The organism is Aquimarina rhabdastrellae (assembly GCA_947387485.1).
Classification (GTDB): Bacteria; Bacteroidota; Bacteroidia; order Flavobacteriales; family Flavobacteriaceae; genus Aquimarina.
In genome coordinates, this window is the sequence record CANDNT010000001.1 from 428,342 (window position 1) to 447,367 (window position 19,026).

Here is a 19,026-nt window from a genome sequence, read left to right on the forward strand (position 1 = left end):
TAAATTTCATTCATCGACATTAAACCTCATTTTATCGACAATCAACTACTTTCTGATCGAATTACATAAGAATAATCCTATAAAACATAGCAATTTTACACTATAATCAAATGATAAAACACCTAATAATCAAAAAATTAAGTCCCAATGGAAAGTTTAACCTTTTTAATTATCGAGAAAAATCAAAACGAACTAGACAAGCTTAAACATATGTTTAATGCTTTTGAAAACCTACACAAAGTATTGACATCTACAAATAGTGAAGATGCTTTACATATTCTTAAAAACAGAAATGGTAAAGTTGATGTAATACTATTAAGTATGAATACTACAGAAACTATTGAAGATGGCTTATCTTTTTTAAAAACCTTAAAAACTACAGAACAGTACATGCATCTTCCTGTTACTGTTATTTCTGGTAATAGTAATCCAGATGTAATGTATACCTGTTATCAATCTGGTGTATCTGGATATATAGAAAAACCCGAAGAGTCAACCATTTATGTCGAAAAGATAAAACATTTAATCACGTATTGGGGACTTAATGAGTTTTATAAAAATTAATCTCCTCAAAAAAATGCTATATGAAAATATTTAATCCATTTAAATTCATTAAAACACGTATTCAAAACATGCTTCTCAAACTGTTTTTAAAATATGTATCTAAAAGATCTGGAGCTGTTGTTATAAAATTAAAACGATAACATTATCCATCTATCATTAATTAAACCTCAATGCTATTATGAACCGTATTCTACCCAAGCCATCAGAGCTGTCATCGACAAAAGAAAAAGAAGTTAGAAATGCCTTCATAAAAAACGAGGTTATTCCTAATGATATTCTTGAACATATTTCTGAAGCTTATCTGGTATTAGACCTTACCGGAAATATTATTCAGATCAATGAAAAAGCTTCAAACTTATTTAAACATGCTATAAAAGATTCTAAATTATTCATCAAAAAATGTATTTGTGATAACACTTTTCCTGACTTTATAAAATTGTATAGAGCCTTACTTAGAAATGGTCATCTTTTAGGTCAAAAAATATGCATTCAGTCTTATAACCAACCTAAACTTGAGATCTTAATTAGAGCTACTGTATTATATGATGCTAATCAAAAACCCATTGCTTTTCAGTGCTTGTTTAATGATCAGGTTGATCGTGAATCATTTTTACAAAACTATCACGAACAAAAAGAACAATTAGTAACAGTATTAGAAAATTCTTCTTTAGGAATTGTCTTTATCAAAAACGGAAAGATCTTAAAAACAAATACGACCTTTTGTTCTTTATTGGGCTATGATGAACATGAACTTAGTACGCTTACTATAAATGATATTTCTTTTCCAGAAGATGTCGAAAACTCTCAAAAAATCATTCAGAAAATGAATTTGGGTAAGATTAATCATTTTCATTTCACTCAAAAATATAAAAAGAAAGATCAATCTTTACTTATTGCAAGAGTACGTATCAATATTATAAAAGATGAAATAGGAAATTATCTCTACCACGTAGCTATGCTCGAAGATATCACCAAAGAAGTTCAAGAATCTTCTATGCTTAAAGCATTAAACACACTAATGTCTTCGATTATAGGAAAATCAAATATTTATGAAATAGCTTGGGAAATTACACAAAAAGTCATCTCCCTTTTTGGCTTAGAAGATTGTGTCATCTATATGTTCAATCACGATAGAACCTTATTAGAACAAATAGCAGCTTATGGAGATAAAAACCCAAAAGGTCGTGAGATCATTAATAAAATAACCATCCCTCTAGGTGAAGGAATCGTAGGTACAGTTGCTCAAACAGGAATCTCAGAAATTGTAAACGATACTGCTCTAGATTCTAGATATATTGTAGATGATAAATACAGAGCTTCAGAAATTACAGTTCCTATCATTGCAGATGGTATGGTTATAGGAATTATAGATTCTGAACATTCGACCAAAAATTATTTTACAAATACACATTTAGAAACCTTAACTAATATAGCTAACCTTGCAGCTTCTCAATTAAAAAGTGCGATGAATCTTCAACGCTTTTTAGATACCGAAAAACAGAAGAGTCTATTATTAAACAACCTTCAAGCAAGAAATCAAGAGCTTCAAGAATATGCTCATATAGTTTCTCACGATCTCAAATCTCCTTTACGTAGTATCAATGCACTTATTAGTTGGTTAAAAGAAGATTATACAGATGTATTTGAACAGCAAAAAACGAATCACATACCGCTTATAGAGAATACTCTTGATAGAATGGAGAAGTTAATCAATGGTGTTTTAGATTATTCAAAAATTGATCTGGAGAATAACGAATATAAATCTATTGATTTAAATCAAGTAATACATAACATTAAAAAGACCACTTATATTCCTAAACATATCAATATTTTAATTAAAAAGCCATTACCTATTTTAAAAATAGATCATACTAAGGCTACTCAATTGTTTCAAAACCTAATAAGTAATGCTATTAAGTTTATTGATAAAAACATAGGTATCATACAAATAGATTATGAGGATCACGGTACATACCATACTTTTAGTGTAAAAGATAATGGTATAGGTATCGACAAAAAATACCACCAAAAGATCTTTAAAATGTTTCAATCATTACAAACTAATGCTGAATCTACTGGGATAGGTTTAGCTATCGTAAAAAAGATTGTACAATATTATAACGGAGATATATGGTTAGAAAGTACTGTAGGTAAGGGAACCACTTTCTTTTTTAATTTAAAGAAAGTATCGTAAAAAACGACTCATCTACAGTAAACTACTATTCATCGATACTCAAACCAGTTTAAACGAAACTAATTTATTATTTCTTAAATAAATACCAATTTTATAATTGGATAACACAGATATTTAATTTAACTTAACAACACAAAATGAGCACATTATCATTTTTATTGATAGAGGATGATGAAATTGAAAGAATGAAATTTCAGCGAGTTGTCAGCAAGTATGAACCTAATCATATTATTGTTGAAGCCACAAATGGTGAAGAAGCTTTAGAAATTTTGAACGATGATAATCAACCTCTACCCGACATTATTCTTTTGGACTTAAACATGCCCAAAATGAATGGAATAGAGTTTTTAACCCTATTAAAAAACCATGATAGATTTAAATATTTACCTACTATAGTTCTTTCAACATCTAATAATCATCAGGATTTGTTAGAATGCTATAAAACAGGTATTGCAGGGTATATTGTCAAACCTTTAAAATATGAAGACTATGCCTTAAAGATTCAATCTATGGTTTCTTATTGGGAAAGTAATGAACTAATAAAGGGATAATTATATCCCTACTCATACTAATACCTATAAATTACATGAAAGGAATCATTTTTACAGAATTTTTAGAATTAGTTGAAGACAAATTTGGATTAGAAATGGTAGATACTATCATTCAAGAATCAAATCTTACGTCCCAAGGAGTTTACACCGCTGTAGGCACTTATGATTTTGCAGAAATGCTTAGTTTACTCAAAAATTTAAGTAAACACTCAAATCTTAGCATTGATGACCTATTATTAGTCTATGCAGAGCACTTTTTTCATGTACTCGCTTCAAATTATCCTTCCCTTATAGCACAATATGAGGATCCTTTTACCCTACTTTCTTCTATAGAAAATCATATCCATGTAGAAGTCCGTAAAATATACCCCGATGCCGAACTGCCTACATTTCATGTTTTAGAAAAATCAAATGACTCATTAGTGATGCTTTATAAATCTAGTAGAGCACTTCACAGTTTTGGATTAGGCTTAATGAACAAAACTTTCGAACACTTTAATACCAAAGCTAGTATTCTAGTTGAAAAAATTAAGCAAGACGGAACTGAAGTTAAATTTATCATCACAAAAATAAATGAGCAGTGAAAAAATAGAAATATTACAACGAGCTTTAAAACGTGAAAAAGCAGCTAGAAAACAAGCTGAAAATATCTTAGAAGAAAAATCACTAGAGCTCTATTATACCAATCAAAAACTAAAAAATTTAATCAGCGAAAAAACATCTGAATTAAGTGTTATCGTTGAAAATTCTTCTTTGGGTATCGTTCTTACTCAATACGATACCATTATACAAACCAACAAAGCATTTCAAAATTTACTTGGTTATTCTCAAGATGAACTTATATCAAAAAAAGTTCGTGACATTTCTGTTAAAGAAGAATATAGTAAATCTCAAGATTTTCTCGATAAACTCGATAGAGGTGAAATCAATACCTTTTCTGTAAATAAACGTTATCGCTGTAAAGATGGTTCGCTTATCTGGGCAAAAACCAATGTTGCTGCGGTAAGAGATCAAGGAAATAAAATTAAATATCAAGTTGCTTTAATCGAAGATATTACAGATCATCTAGTATTAGAAGAACAACGCAATCAATTGCTTTCTGATCTTGAACGAAATAATCAAGAACTTAAAGAGTATGCTTACATCGTTTCTCATGATCTTAAATCTCCTCTACGCAGTATTAATGCTCTTATAAGCTGGATTAAAGAGGATTATGAAACTGTATTTGATAAAAGTGGAAATAGAAATATTGCGCTAATTGAAAAGACCCTAGAGAAAATGGAACAGCTTATCAATGGTATTCTTGATTACTCTAGTATTGATAGAAAACAAAATCAAGATACTATTATTGATTTTAATTGTATCGTTTCTGATATTATTAATACTATTTATGTACCTAAGCATATTAATATAGTTATTAAAAAGACTTTACCACATATAAAAGCTGATAAAATACGAATACAGCAATTATTTCAAAATTTAATCAGTAATGCCATCTCTTATATAGACAAAGAAGAAGGCTTAGTCGAAATTGATTATGAAGATCGCAATGCTTATCATGTATTTTCTGTAAAAGATAATGGTATTGGTATCGAAAAGAAACACTTCAAGAAAATATTTAAAATTTTTCAATCACTTAATGCTCATAAAGATTCTACGGGAATAGGTTTATCGATTGTTAAAAAAATCATCGATTTATATCAAGGTGATATCTGGCTTGATAGTTCTCCTGGAAAAGGCACTACCTTTTTCTTTAGTCTCAAAAAACAACTCTAATAATGTATACAATCACTACTGATATATCGACACTCATTACCGAGATTACTTCTTATAGTAATCAACATATGGTCATGCTCTCTATTGCCGAAGCTACCTCTATTGATATTACAGAACTTATCAATGTATTAAATCAAAAAGGTATCGCTTTTATCGGTGGTATTTTTCCGCGAATTATTCATCAAAATACTTTGTATGATACCGGTATTGTGATTACTCAATTACATCACGCAATCGAAAGTCATATCATTAAAAACTTGCATCAGAACGATTTTGTTATTCCTAATATAGAGCTCAAAAAAGAAGAATCCTATTGTATGCTTACCTTTGTTGATGGTTTAACTTCTAATATTTCTCTCTATTTATCAGAATTATATCGCCATTTTGGAAATCAGACTTCTTATTTTGGTGGTGGAGCTGGTAGTTTAAGTTTACAGCAACAACCTTGTGTTTTTAATCATGAAGGTATTTTTATGGATGCTGCTGTATTATGTGTTATAAAAAATCAAATAGAAATTGGAGTCAAACACGGATGGCAAAAAATTGACGGACCAATTGTAGCTACAAAGACTCATAAAAATATTATTCAGGAAATCAACTGGATGAACGCATTTGAAGTATATCAAGAGTTACTCAAAAAGGATACTGATAAGCAAATTAATGAGCAAAACTTTTTTGATATCGCAAAAGGTTATCCCTTTGGTATTGTTAAGCAAAATTCTGAATGTGTCGTTCGTGATCCTATCGCTACAAACGAAAAAGGTGAACTCATTTGTGTGGGAGAAGTACCCGAAAACACGATTCTTGATGTTTTAAAAGGAGAAAATGATTCTCTTATTAAATCCGCCAAAGAAGCAACTCAACTAGCCCTTAATGCATCTCATAATCCATCACATGCGTTTATTATCGATTGTATTTCTAGAGTACTTTTTTTAGAAGATGATTTTGATACAGAACTCAATGCAATTCATCAAGCGCTTGTAAAAACACCTTCAATTACTCAAATTAATGGTGCTTTAACTTTGGGTGAAATTTCGTCATATAATGGGTATCTAGAATTCTTCAATAAAACTATAGTTATCGGGTTACTAAAATAAATTATGAATTTAAATTCACATACTGCTGATATAAATTATTTGTATGAACTTTCTATGGCTATTGGTAACTCCTTAGATTATCAAGGCAATTGTAATCATTTTCTACAACTTTTACTTGCAAGAAAAAGTCTAAGTTCTTGTTGGATCTATAGAAAGGATAAAGAACATTATACTCTATCCTACTCTTATCCTAACCCAAATAAAATCAAATATTCAAAATCTATTACTAAGATTCTAGATCAACTCCTTTATGGTGTTAATGCTGTAATTCTAGAAATCACTACAGATATCATTCAAATAGCTCCTATCCCTATCCAACAGGGATCCGTTTTGATCTTTGACTTACAATCGCAAGGGATACTGTTTTTACACAGTACGCAAAAAGATGCTTTTTTACCAAAAGATATTAGTCAATTAAAACCTATAATGAATAAATTCATACTCTCTCTAGAAGCCTGTGAATCATTTACTCGCAATGAAAATTTACTCAATAAGCTTGCCATGCAAAATAGAGAGTTAAACGATTATGCGCATATCGTATCACACGATCTTAAGTCTCCATTACGTAATATTTATACGTTATTGCACTGGATTAGTGAAGATACATCTCAACCTCTGGATAAATTAACTAAACAATACTTTGATCGCATAGGTAAAAATGTTGAAAAAATGGATACTTTAATTAGTGGAATTCTAGAGTATTCAACGCTGGATAAACGTAAAAAAGACAAACGTATCATTGACCTTTATCAATTGCTTAATGAAGTTATTTTACTATTAACGATTCCATCTCATATAAGTATTAAAATTCCTCCTACACTCCCCAAAATCATTGCAGATCCAATCGATATCAAACAAATCTTTTATAATTTACTTATGAATGCTATAAAAAGTATTGATAAACCTCTAGGAACTATCAAAATTGAAGCTGTTGATACTACAGAGTGTTGGCAATTTAAAATTATTGATAACGGAAAAGGAATTGAAGAAAAATATTTTCAAAAAATATTTCAGGTATTCCAAAAACTTGAAGATAATAGTATGAGTAATGGAATGGGATTAGCTATGACGCAAAAAATAGTTGCGCATTATGGAGGTACAATAACTGTAGCTTCAAAAAAAGACGAAGGCAGTATTTTTAGTTTTAATTTAAAAAAATAATCTATGACCTTACAACCTAATTTAAACTATATAAACGAATTATCTGGTGATGATGAATTATTCAAAAAGAAATTAATTTCGATTTTCAAAAAAGAATTTCCTGAAGAGAAAACAGTTTTTTTACAAAACTATACTACACAAAAATGGAAAGACGCTGCTGAAAATGTACACAAACTCAAACACAAAATAGGGATGCTTGGTCTAGAAGAAGCTTATCAAGTTGCTATTGATTTTGAAAACGAATTATTAGCTCATAAAAACACTTTATTTCCAAAATTTATGTTAATTTTAGATAACATAGAGGATTTTATACTTCCGCTATAACTTTCCCCCAAAGTCTATATTGTTTGTTAACCTAAAAAAATGTTATATGAATTCTATCATTATTGATGATGAGGCTACTGCTAGAGCAATTTTAAAAAAACTTTGTAAATCAAATCAAGAAGTTACACTCATAGAAGAGTTTCCAAATGCCATTCAAGCAATAAAATATTTAAATCAAAATGCTGTCGATTTAATTTTTTTAGATATTCATATGCCCGATTTTACAGGTTTTGATTTTATACAAACTATAAAAAATCCACCAAAAATTGTTTTAACAACTTCAGACAAAAATTTTGCTCTTGAAGCTTTTGAATATGACTGTATTGTAGATTATATAGTAAAACCTATAACTCAAGATCGTTTCGATAAAGCTATTCAGAAAGCTAAAAACTTTAGTACTCCTACAACTGAGTTATCTATTTCTAAAAACGAAGAGACCTCAACAAATAATGAAGAAAATGATTTGTATGTTAATATCGATCGTAGGTTAATAAAAATAGATATCCCTAGTATTTATTTGGTTGAAGCAAAAGGAGATTATATCACTGTAAAAACAGAAAAAAAGAATTATGTAGTTCATTCTACATTGAAGAAAATTGAAGAAAAACTTCCTAACGAATTATTCTTAAAAATACATCGCTCATATATTATAAACATTAAAAGAATTATTGATATTGAAGATAATAGTGTCTTAATTGCCAAAGATGTTATTCCAGTAAGTCGATCAAATAGACCCGAGCTTATGAAACGATTGAATCTTTTATAATCGTTAATTTTTATTCTTACCCCTACCTTGGTTAATATTATAGTATACAATTATTAGCCTGTCTCTTCTTTTTTTATTTTTAAGAATTAATTCTTCTTGTCCATTCTTACAAAAAAGTCATTTGTTTCAAAATTCCTACAATTTTAACATTTACAAAAAACTGTAGGAAAAAACATTTCATCTTCACTAATTATCAATTCATCGAAAACATCTCAAAAAAAGCTTCAATCCCTTTAAATTAAAGCAAAAATTAAATATCCCCATGGTCATTTAAAATCAAAAGGTTAGTTAATTTCAACATAATTACAATTATTTAACATTTTTTTATGAGGAAAACCTTAGAAAGTCTACGGAATTCACATAGGCAATTTTCGACAAGAGTAATTAACTTTACGATGAATTGAAAAACAGACACTTAACCCCTACAAATTGTATTTTTAATCAAAATCAACATTAAAACTATTTAATACTGTTTACATTAATTAAACCCAAATTAACCATGAGAAAAATTTTACTCTTTGCTGGTTTACTTGTAGCTCTCACAACGCAGGCGCAATCACCTGCCGCATTCGATTGTAACGAAGGTTCGTTTTATCAAGTAATTTCTGGCCAACTCAAAGCATACGATCCTATTACAGGAATGTATTCTGATCCACTACATACCCATATCAATGCATATAATGCTGGTGGGTATAATAGCGTTGATAATTATTTATATGCTGTTAATAAAGGTGATTCTCATCTATTAAGAATCGGTACAGATTTTATTCAAAATCTAGGTCAAGTAACACAAAATAATGGTGTAAACTTTGGCGGTGGTTATTGTGCTGATGTCGATTTGGATGGTAATTTATGGGCTTTCCAAAATGGCGATAGACAAACTTTTCACAAAGTTGTTAACCTACAAACTTATGATGAGGAAACACAACCAATATTTGAAATAGTAACAGCAGATAGAGCTATTCCTACTACATGTGCAGATATTGCCCTGATCGACGATGCCTTTTATGGTGGTGGTAGAGGAAATCTATACAAATGGGATATTTCTAGCGGTACTCCTGTAGTAACAGTTATCGAGAATGTTCCTGGTTTACCTAATAGCACATTCGGTGCAGCATATACAGATACAGCAAAACGTCTGTATTTATCTGATAACAAAGGAAAATTATATTTAATTGAAGGATACGATACAGCCACTCCACAAGCTGTATTTTTAAACAATACGGAGCCTACAAACTCCAATGATGGTTTTAAGTGTGCTATAGGAATGTCTCCATTAGACAGGGATGAAGATGCAGTACTTGATTCAATGGATATGGATGCTGATAATGACGGAATCACTGATATAGTAGAGTGTAATGGAGTCAATCCCTATGGCGATGATGACAATGATAGCATTTTTAACTACTTAGATAATGACGTGAGTGGTAATGGAGATAGTGTAGTACAAGATGCCTTTGACAGTGATCGTGATAAAATCCCTAATTTTCTTGATCTAGATAGTGATAATGATGGGATATATGATATCAAAGAAGCAGGTCAAGGTCATAAAGATGTTAATGGTGATGGTCGCTACAATCTTAATGATGTAGGGTATAATGATTCTGATCTTGATGGTATAGCCGATGATTTTGATCCAGATCAAGGAGGTACTCCATTGATTCCTATAGATACCGATAATGATAATCGTTATGATTGTCTTGATATAGATTCTGATAATGATGGTATTATTGATCTAATCGAAGGACAAGACAGTAATTCTTTCTTACCATTATCTGGAATAGACCAAGATCATGATGGATTAGACGATAATTTTGATCCTGATTACGGTGGTTCTGCCAAAGGTAATACCAATACAGATGGTGATGCAGAAGAAGATTACCTAGATTTAGATTCAGATGATGATGGAATTGATGATACTATAGAAGCTTATGATACAGATGGTGATGGAATTGCTAACACATTAGCGACAGGACAAGATAATGATGGTGATGGTCTTGATGATGGTTATGATAGACAAGTAACAAATTTTGTTAGTGATAATGGAGGCCAAAGTCCTGAAGATTTTCCGTTACCTCCTATTTGTGAACGCTATAATACATTAGGTTCATATACAGCAGACGGAACACCAGAATACCTTGATGGAAGAGATACTGTTACTCAAGAGACTTTAGATTTAATCAATAATGCTTTACCAGAACAATATCCTGTTCCAGAGTATAATGCACATTATATTACTTCTGGTTATGATACAGATCTTATGTTAAGTGAACCATCTGATGTATGGGTGACATTTGTTGCCGAAGGTGCTGGGTATCGAAACACTTTGGGTTATTATACCTATGATTTAACCTTACCTAGAACAACAATACCTCAACCAGAAGATATTACTATTATTTTTCCTAATGTCTCTGCCGAAGGTAGTGGTGGTAGCTTAGTTGCAGGTGATAAAGTAAATATTGGTAATTTCCCTGCTAATACAGGTATTGGTTGGGTTTTATTAGCCGATGCATGGGATGGTAGTTGTATCGATCATGGTAATTGGCAATTACACTCTAATTCTAATTTTAATCCTGAAAAAGTCGAATCACTTAGAAATCACAATGTTTTAATTGCTGATCCAGAAAACGAGCGTATTATACTTGGTTTTGAAGACATTAGAAGAGACTATAGCTACTGTGATCATGACTTTAATGATGCTTTATTTTATATTACAACCACATCTTATGAAAATATGATGACTTCTAATCTTGTTGATATTAGTACAGCAACTGATGTAAGTTCTGGTAATGATGGTGGATTAGAAAGTAATGGTAAACTAGCAGAGCTTATTGCTAAACGTAATTTCTTACGCGTTAAAAATAATACTGCTCGTAATACGATAAAGAAACAACAAATGATCTTGCCTAATCAAGTAGCTAAATCGGCACGAAATAATAATGATTTAGGATATTATTTCCCTAATAAAGGTTTAAATGATGATGAAAATAGCTATGTGTCTACTCCTACAGATCTATTAGATATTACAAATGCTACAGATATTCTTGCTATTGATTACTATGCGCCTAACGATGATCGTATTGCTGCAGGATTAGTGACTACAACTTCGGGAACTATTTATGATCATTCTAAAACTATTTGTGATCGATTAAATGGTTCTAGTTTAGAAGATGTACGTACTATGATAGTAAAAGATCATTCTGTAATACATTCTGTTATCAAACGCTCTAATGGTGATATTGAACATGCTATTAGTTTCTCTATTAAACTACATGGGGCTGCAACTACAGATGATGAGGATTTTGATGCCAATACTTTATATAGTTTATGGAATATAGCTCAATACCCAGAAGGAGAATATTTAAACTTCCAGGTATGGGGTGCTTCTATGGCGCAATTATCACATATCGTAAATCATATCATTGATAAATTAGAAGAAGAAAAACCTTTACATAAATACAAAATGGAAAATAAAGTTCCAGAAGTATTTGTTCGTCAAGGTACTTATAGAGATGGTCATTTAATGTTAAGTTTAGTCAATAAAAATCAATCTAGTAGTGTCATTTTTGAAGGAAACTTGAGAAGAACAGAACAAATGAGTGAGATGTCTTATACAGAAACCTTACCTCTTACTGGAGAATATCATCAAACCATTGAAGTTCATGCTGGGTTTATCTTTGATATAGGATTCTCTATATCAGGAAGTACCTCTCCTACTCATGATTCGTTATATCTAGCCGATGGTCCTTGGGGAATAGACTATCAAAATAATGAGGCTACAGTAGATACGTTTGATATCATATTGAATACAAATCACGATACAGAAGAAGGTGTTTATCATATAGAAAGAGATGCTCTTGTAAGTGGGGAAATTACAGGAACAGTCAATGTCTTTAGAAACATCTTAGCAGGAGATTTAACTTTTGGAATAGAAGATTATAAAGGAATACAATTTAATCTTATCAATGACAAAGAAGTTGAAGTTGTCTTGGTAAAAAATAATTTAGAAAACTGGGATGATCGTTTACGATTAACTATTCCTCCTAATGCTACAGAAACACATTATAAAATTCCATTAACCGCTTTCAAAGACGGATCTGGTAATCATGTTCCTATTCAGGACATTAAAAACATCGTGTTTTCTACGCATGGGAATTACAATACATCAGAAGCTTTTATGACTAGTGTATCCGAATTAGCATTAATAGATGCTCAAGTGTTAAGTGTTGGGGAAGAACAATTAACAGACATACGTAAAAAAGTAGTAAACGCACCTAATCCTTTTAATCATTCTACAATGATTTATTTACCAGAAGCTACAGCTCAATTTGACATTAAAGTTTATGACATACTAGGTAGACTAATACGTCAAGAAACTTTAGTTACAGATAGTAGCCAAAAAGCAGCACAATTTGATACCAATATACTAAAACAAGGGGTTTATAAATATGTTATTATCGCTAATGAAGGAACAAAACATACAGGAACGTTCCTAATTAAATAAGGCAATATTACCTCATATAAGAACGCTATCAAACACAAATAAGGGTTGACAGAAATAATCTGTCAACCCTTTTAATACTAGTATAAGTAAATCATAACAATTATCACATTATACTTTATATGTTAAATATTTATCAATTTTTATTTTACATATAATACTATTTTTTCTACCGTAAACATTGGCATAACTAGCCTAACATAATATATAAGAATAATGATTTTCTGCTATAGTATTAATTAAATTTATAATCATTTTGTCATTTCATCCGTAAAATAGTATATTTAAAGTGAATAACACATCCCAACCAAAAAATGTTAAAAAAACCTGCTACTCTTTTTTTATTGTTATTCTCTTGTGTTTTATTTTTTAATTGTTCTAATGAAAAAGAATTAACCTCGTATGAAAAAGAATGGCTTAAAAATAATCCTGATCTTAATGTAGGTGTTTTTTCGTATTACCCTCCCTATTTATTTACTAATGACAAAGGTAATATCGATGGTGTCTTAATAGATTATTTAGATATCATTGAACAAAAGCTATCTTATACTTTTAAAAAAACATATTATACCAATTGGCAAAAACTACTAGATGATGCCAAAGCGGGAAAAGTTGATATCATTCTAGAAATCACAGATACAGAAAACCGAAGACAATTCTTAAATTTTACTCCTGCAGTTTTTGTGACTCCATATTCTATTATAGCAAATAAAAAAGTCCCATGGGGTACTCCTCTTAAGAAATTTAAAGACAAAAAAATTGTTGTTGTAGAAGGATACTCTGTTCATGAATATCTAGATCGTAATTATAAAGATTATAACATTTTTACAGCACCTAATGACAGTACTGCACTAGCTCAGGTTTATAATGGTACTTATGATGCTTATATAGGTCTTAAAACAAGTACAAAATACTTGTTAAAGATGAACGAATGGAATTCGAGATTAAAAGTTATTCACGATATAGATTATGATTTTAGACAAAGTATAGCCACTCGCAAAGATATTCCTATACTTAATGATATCATTACAAAAACAATTCAGCTTACTCCTATAGAAGAAAAAGAAATCATAGATGCCTGGTTTTATACTATGATTACTCCATTTTATATGGAACCAGCTTTTTGGATTTTTGTTTCTTTATTTATCGCTATCTCATTAATCGTAATTTTATTCTTAAACTCTTTATTAAAATATAGAGTTAATCAAAAAACCAAAGAATTAGTTGATGCAAAAGATAAAGCTGAAGAAAGCGATCGTTTAAAAACTCAATTTTTACAAAATATTTCGCATGAAATCAGGACTCCTATGAACGGAATCATAGGGTTCACTGATATCATAAACAATTATGATATATCTGAAAATGAACGAAAAAAATATATCAATTTAATAGCAGACAGCAGTAAATTACTTATTAAAATCATTGATGACATTTTAGAAATATCAGAGCTTAAAACCAAACAAGCCAATATTAACATTTCTAGAATTAACTTAAATCAACTTCTTGATTTCTTGTTTTCTATTTATGAAACTAAAGCAAGTCAAAATAACATCCCATTATATTTAGAAAAAGCTTTGGAAGATGATGCTTGTTATATTTTTTCTGATGAAAAAAAACTTAAGTCCATTCTAAGTAATATGATTGAAAATGCTATTAAGTTTACAAAAAAAGGTTTTATTAAAATCTCTTATACTATAGAAAATAATCAACTATTAATTAGTGTTCAAGATACGGGAATTGGTATTCGAGATAAGAATCAACAAAAAATATTTAATAGCTTCACTCAAGAAGAAAAAGAATTAAATAAAAGTTATGGTGGTTTAGGAATAGGGCTTTCTATTGCCAAAGAGAATGTAGAACTTCTCAATGGTACTATTTCTTTTACATCACAAGAAGGTATTGGTTCAACATTTTTAATTTCATTGCCTTATCCTTCTACTCTTCAACGAGTAAATACAGCTCCTATAGTTATAGAAAAATATAACCCAAATCTAGAGCATTTTAAAACTAAGAATAAGCGTATTATCTTAATTGCCGAAGATGGTGAGGTTAATTTCTTATACCTCAAAACTATTCTTAATAAAATGACTGGATATGATTTTACAATACATAGAGCAAAAAATGGTAAAGATGCTGTAGAGTTATGTAAAACCGAACAGAATATCGATCTAGTACTTATGGATATTAAAATGCCTATTATGGATGGTTATGATGCTACAAAATATATCAAAAAATTACGTCCTGATTTACCTATTATAGCTCAAACTGCTTATACAACAAAGGATGATATAGACAAAGCTTTATCTGCTGGATGTGATGATTTTGTAGCCAAACCTGTGGATCGAAATATATTAAAACCTATGATTCAAAAGCATATTCTATAATGTTTTCTATTTTTGGCATCTATGCTTTTTGATCAAAAACAATACCTCTACGGACTTTTACACAGTCATCCTTTATGGCTTGACAAAAAACTATTTGATTTACAACAATTCGATTTTTCGTCTATACAAAACAGTACCATTCTTCAAGAATCTATAGCTATCATTCGCATCAATCCTAATGAAGTTTTAGGGAAACGCATTGAACATTATTTTGAAACTCTAATTCGTTTTAATAAACGTTATAGCATTATATTAAAGAACCAACAGATATTTAAGCAAAAAATCACATTAGGTGAATTAGATTATATCATTCAAGATACATATAAAGATCTTCTAATTCATTTAGAATTGGTATACAAATTTTATCTATATGATCCTGATATTACATCAGAATTATCTAGGTGGATTGGTCCTAATAGAAAAGATAGTTTTCTTGAAAAAATAGATAAATTAACATTCAAACAATTTCCTTTACTTTATAAAGAAGAAACACAATCTTTATTATTAGATCATGAAATTGAGCCTCAGGATTGTTTACAGCAAGTTTGTTTTTTAGGCAATCTTTTTATTCCTTATTATTTAAAAACAAAGAAATACAACAGTATAAATCCTAAAGCTATTGCCGGGTATTGGATTTCTTTTAACGATTTTCTGACAAATGATTTTAAAAATCTAGCATATTATATTCCACAAAAAAAAGATTGGATTATAGCACCTAAGTTTTCTAAAACATGGAAATCTTATAACGAAATATTACCTGAAGTTAGCACATCTATAAAAGCAGAAAAATCTCCATTGTTATGGGTTAAATACAATGAAGATTCTTTTGCTAAAATTTTTGTCGTATGGTGGTAAACTTATTTATAATCCTTTTATAAAATTACCATACAAATCATTAAATCGATATCCTTCTGTAAATCTAGATTTACTTAGTTTTTTATGAATAACCAATCCCCATAAAATAAATTCTTTGACAAAATACTGATCCTTAGCCGTAATTTCTGGTTGATATTTATCAATAAGATCTTGCAATGGTGTTATTGAATCCAAGATATCGTTGTAATCCTTTTCAACATAGTCATCTAATAATTCAAAATTACCATGTTCAAAAAACCAATCAATTACTTTTTGATAATGATCAACATCTTCTTCTTTTTGCAATTTTTCTATCTTAGGAAAAAGTGTTTCAAATAAGGTTTTTATAGCATCATCAATTAAATGTTGTGCTACTACAGCCGCTCCTTCTTGTTCTCCTTCATATACTAATTCTACCTTACCTGTAATTGCAGGAACTACGCCCATAAAATCACTTAATCTTATTGTAGTTTTTTCTTCATTATTCTGCAATAGACGATATTCTGCTGTACTCAATAAATTTTCAAAAGCAGTAATACTCATCCTAGCACTAACTCCACTCTTTACATCAATAAATTCACTATTACGCGCTTCAAAACTTATTTGTTCTAATAAATCTTTTGCTAATTCTGGTACATATATAGTTTCTTTTTGTCGTACATCTAGCCCTGCTTCTTGTTCTGTAATAACTTTTGCTATCTCAATCGATTCTGGATAATGTGTTAAAATTTGAGATCCTATTCTATCTTTAAGAGGTGTTACTATACTTCCACGGTTTGTATAATCTTCTGGATTGGCTGTAAATACAAAATGCACATCTATAGGTAATCGTACTTTAAACCCTCTAATTTGAATATCTCCTTCTTGTAATATATTGAATAATGCAACTTGAATTCTAGCTTGTAAATCTGGTAATTCATTAATTACAAAAATACATCTATTTGCCCTTGGGATCATACCAAAATGTATCACTCGATCATCTGCATAGCTCAATTTTAAATTAGCTGCTTTAATAGGATCTACATCACCTATCAAATCTGCAACAGTCACATCTGGAGTGGCTAATTTTTCGGCAAAACGTTCATCTCTATGAATCCAAGTTATTGGTGTCTCATCGCCTTTTTCTGCGATTAATTCTTTGGCATATCTAGATAATGGTGCATATGGATCGTCATTAATTTCTGATCCTGCAACTATAGGAATCCACTCATCAAGCAATTGTATCATTTGCCTTGCTAATCGAGTTTTGGCTTGCCCTCTTAATCCTAATAAATTGATATTATGTTTAGAGAGAATTGCTCTTTCTAACTCAGGAATCACTGTATGTTCATAACCATGAATTCCTTTAAAAACAGTTTCTTTTTGTTGTAACTTTTGTATTAAATTTAATCTTAATTCTTCTTTGATGCTTTTACTTTGATAAGAAGATTTCTTTAATTCTCCTAAAGTGGATATCTCTTTTATAGCTATCATTTTTATTTTTTACAATCTTAGTTTATCTAATTCTTTTTTTTCGGTTATTCTCATAATCTTCAAAGATGAGTTCACCTAACCCTCTTAATCCTGTATAAAATGCTTTACCTTGATTAGCTTCTGTAAAAGCCTTTACAAATTGCATTAAATAAGGGTCTTGAGCAATCATAAATGTAGTAATCGGTATATGCAATCGCCTTGCTTGTTGTGCTGCAGCATAACATTTATTTACGATGTGATGGTCTAATCCCATACTATTCTTATAATATTGTCCATCTGCTAATCTCAAACAGCTAGGTTTTCCATCAGTAATCATAAAAATTTGCTTATTAGTATTACGCTTTCGTCTAAGCATATCCATAGCCAATTGTAATCCTGCTACTGTATTAGTATGATATGGTCCTACCTGTAAGTATGGTAAATCTTTAATTGCTATAGGCCATGCGTCATTCCCAAAAACTAATACATCTAAGGTATCTTTAGGGTATCTAGTAGTAATTAATTCTGCCAAAGCCATTGCTACTTTTTTTGCTGGAGTAATTCGATCTTCTCCATACAAAATCATACTATGGCTAATATCAATCATTAATACCGTACTCATCTGTGCTTTATACTGTGTTTCTTCAACTACCAAATCATCTTCTGTAAGATTAAAAGAACTTATACCGTGATTGATCTGGGCATTTTTAAGGCTTTCGGTCATTGAGATACGTTCCAAAGCATCTCCGTATTGATAATTTCTAAACTCACCTGCATGTTCATCTCCTCTACCTGTAAATTTCGTTTTATGGTTTCCCGAACCACTTCGTTTAAGTTTTCCAAAAATCTGATCCAAAGCACGCTGTCTTAGTGCCCTTTCTGTTTTTGATGTGATGGCTATTCCGCCTCCATTTCCATTAGGTGTTATTTCTTCTTTAATGTATCCTTTCTTTTTTAAGTCTTCAATAAAGTCATCTAATGTATATTCTGGTGTTGTAAGTTTATATTCTTGATCTAATTGCCGCATCCAATCCATCGCTTCATCAAAATCTCCAGAGGTATGTACTATAATTTCCTTAAAAACATCAAATAGTTTATCAAATGGAGACTGATATGGGGCTTCATACATTTTAAACCGAAACCCTTTTTTATAATATTGTTCTTCCTTTTTCATAATTCTAAAAATACTACATTTTATCTCTTATTTAAAATATAGATTCTAAGAAGTTTGATGAATTAACAAAACTTTGTCGTTTAAATGATTGCTATTTTTAACTTTTTTAAAATAACTAAAAAAGCACTCTTAACTTGTATATTTAAACAATATAGAATCAGTTTATAAATGATATAGCATTAACTTTTTACTAACTCAATACTTTATCACTTAAAAAAACACTAATT

General features: G+C 30.1%; 14 protein-coding genes. 12 read left to right on the forward strand and 2 right to left on the reverse strand.

The features are described from left to right. Positions 1-147: 147 nt before the first annotated feature. The 12 genes from ACYEKI_RS01955 to ACYEKI_RS02010 all read left to right on the forward strand — a co-directional run bounded on the left by ACYEKI_RS01955 (position 148) and on the right by ACYEKI_RS02010 (position 16,173). Positions 148-564, forward strand: a complete 417-nt coding sequence (locus tag ACYEKI_RS01955; protein ID WP_459209469.1) for a response regulator — start codon at positions 148-150, stop codon at positions 562-564. 178 nt (positions 565-742) lie between these two features. After that, positions 743-2,758, forward strand: a complete 2,016-nt coding sequence (locus tag ACYEKI_RS01960; protein ID WP_459209470.1) for a PAS domain-containing sensor histidine kinase — start codon at positions 743-745, stop codon at positions 2,756-2,758. 137 nt (positions 2,759-2,895) lie between these two features. Then, positions 2,896-3,309 (forward strand): response regulator, encoded by a 414-nt coding sequence (locus tag ACYEKI_RS01965; RefSeq protein WP_459209471.1) that lies wholly within the window; start codon positions 2,896-2,898, stop codon positions 3,307-3,309. A gap of 35 nt (positions 3,310-3,344) precedes the next feature. Continuing rightward, positions 3,345-3,893 carry a heme NO-binding domain-containing protein gene (locus ACYEKI_RS01970; protein WP_459209472.1) on the forward strand — a complete coding sequence of 183 codons (549 nt, stop codon included), beginning with the start codon at positions 3,345-3,347 and terminating at the stop codon, positions 3,891-3,893. Continuing rightward, positions 3,883-5,085 (forward strand): sensor histidine kinase, encoded by a 1,203-nt coding sequence (locus ACYEKI_RS01975; RefSeq protein ID WP_459209473.1) that lies wholly within the window; start codon positions 3,883-3,885, stop codon positions 5,083-5,085. The genes ACYEKI_RS01970 and ACYEKI_RS01975 overlap by 11 nt, the downstream gene beginning before the upstream one ends. 2 nt (positions 5,086-5,087) lie before the next feature. After that, the gene (locus tag ACYEKI_RS01980) at positions 5,088-6,182 is read left to right on the forward strand and encodes an FIST signal transduction protein (protein WP_459209474.1); all 1,095 of its coding nucleotides are present in this window, start codon (positions 5,088-5,090) and stop codon (positions 6,180-6,182) included. Between the two features lie 3 nt (positions 6,183-6,185). Continuing rightward, the gene (locus ACYEKI_RS01985; RefSeq protein WP_459209475.1) at positions 6,186-7,343 is read left to right on the forward strand and encodes a sensor histidine kinase; all 1,158 of its coding nucleotides are present in this window, start codon (positions 6,186-6,188) and stop codon (positions 7,341-7,343) included. A gap of 3 nt (positions 7,344-7,346) precedes the next feature. Beyond that, positions 7,347-7,667: an Hpt domain-containing protein gene (locus ACYEKI_RS01990; RefSeq protein WP_459209476.1), complete on the forward strand. Its 321-nt coding sequence runs from the start codon at positions 7,347-7,349 to the stop codon at positions 7,665-7,667. 46 nt (positions 7,668-7,713) lie between these two features. Then, positions 7,714-8,433 carry a LytR/AlgR family response regulator transcription factor gene (locus tag ACYEKI_RS01995; protein WP_459209477.1) on the forward strand — a complete coding sequence of 240 codons (720 nt, stop codon included), beginning with the start codon at positions 7,714-7,716 and terminating at the stop codon, positions 8,431-8,433. Positions 8,434-8,932: 499 nt separating this feature from the next. Beyond that, a complete protein-coding gene (locus tag ACYEKI_RS02000) occupies positions 8,933-12,937 on the forward strand; it encodes a DUF6923 family protein (RefSeq protein ID WP_459209478.1) in 4,005 nt (1,334 codons plus the stop codon). A 311-nt stretch (positions 12,938-13,248) separates the two neighbouring features. Then, the gene (locus ACYEKI_RS02005) at positions 13,249-15,318 is read left to right on the forward strand and encodes a response regulator (RefSeq protein ID WP_459209479.1); all 2,070 of its coding nucleotides are present in this window, start codon (positions 13,249-13,251) and stop codon (positions 15,316-15,318) included. A 21-nt stretch (positions 15,319-15,339) separates the two neighbouring features. Further along, positions 15,340-16,173 (forward strand): DUF1853 family protein, encoded by an 834-nt coding sequence (locus tag ACYEKI_RS02010; protein WP_459209480.1) that lies wholly within the window; start codon positions 15,340-15,342, stop codon positions 16,171-16,173. Positions 16,174-16,179: 6 nt separating this feature from the next. Here the strand turns inward: ACYEKI_RS02010 and ACYEKI_RS02015 are convergent, their stop codons facing one another. Both ACYEKI_RS02015 and ACYEKI_RS02020 read right to left on the reverse strand, forming a co-directional pair. Next, entirely contained in the window at positions 16,180-17,646 is a 1,467-nt protein-coding gene (locus ACYEKI_RS02015; protein WP_459209481.1) for a sigma 54-interacting transcriptional regulator, read from the reverse strand. 22 nt (positions 17,647-17,668) lie between these two features. After that, positions 17,669-18,799, reverse strand: coding sequence for a vWA domain-containing protein (locus ACYEKI_RS02020; RefSeq protein ID WP_459209482.1), 1,131 nt, complete (start codon positions 18,797-18,799; stop codon positions 17,669-17,671). Between the last annotated feature and the right edge of the window lie 227 nt (positions 18,800-19,026).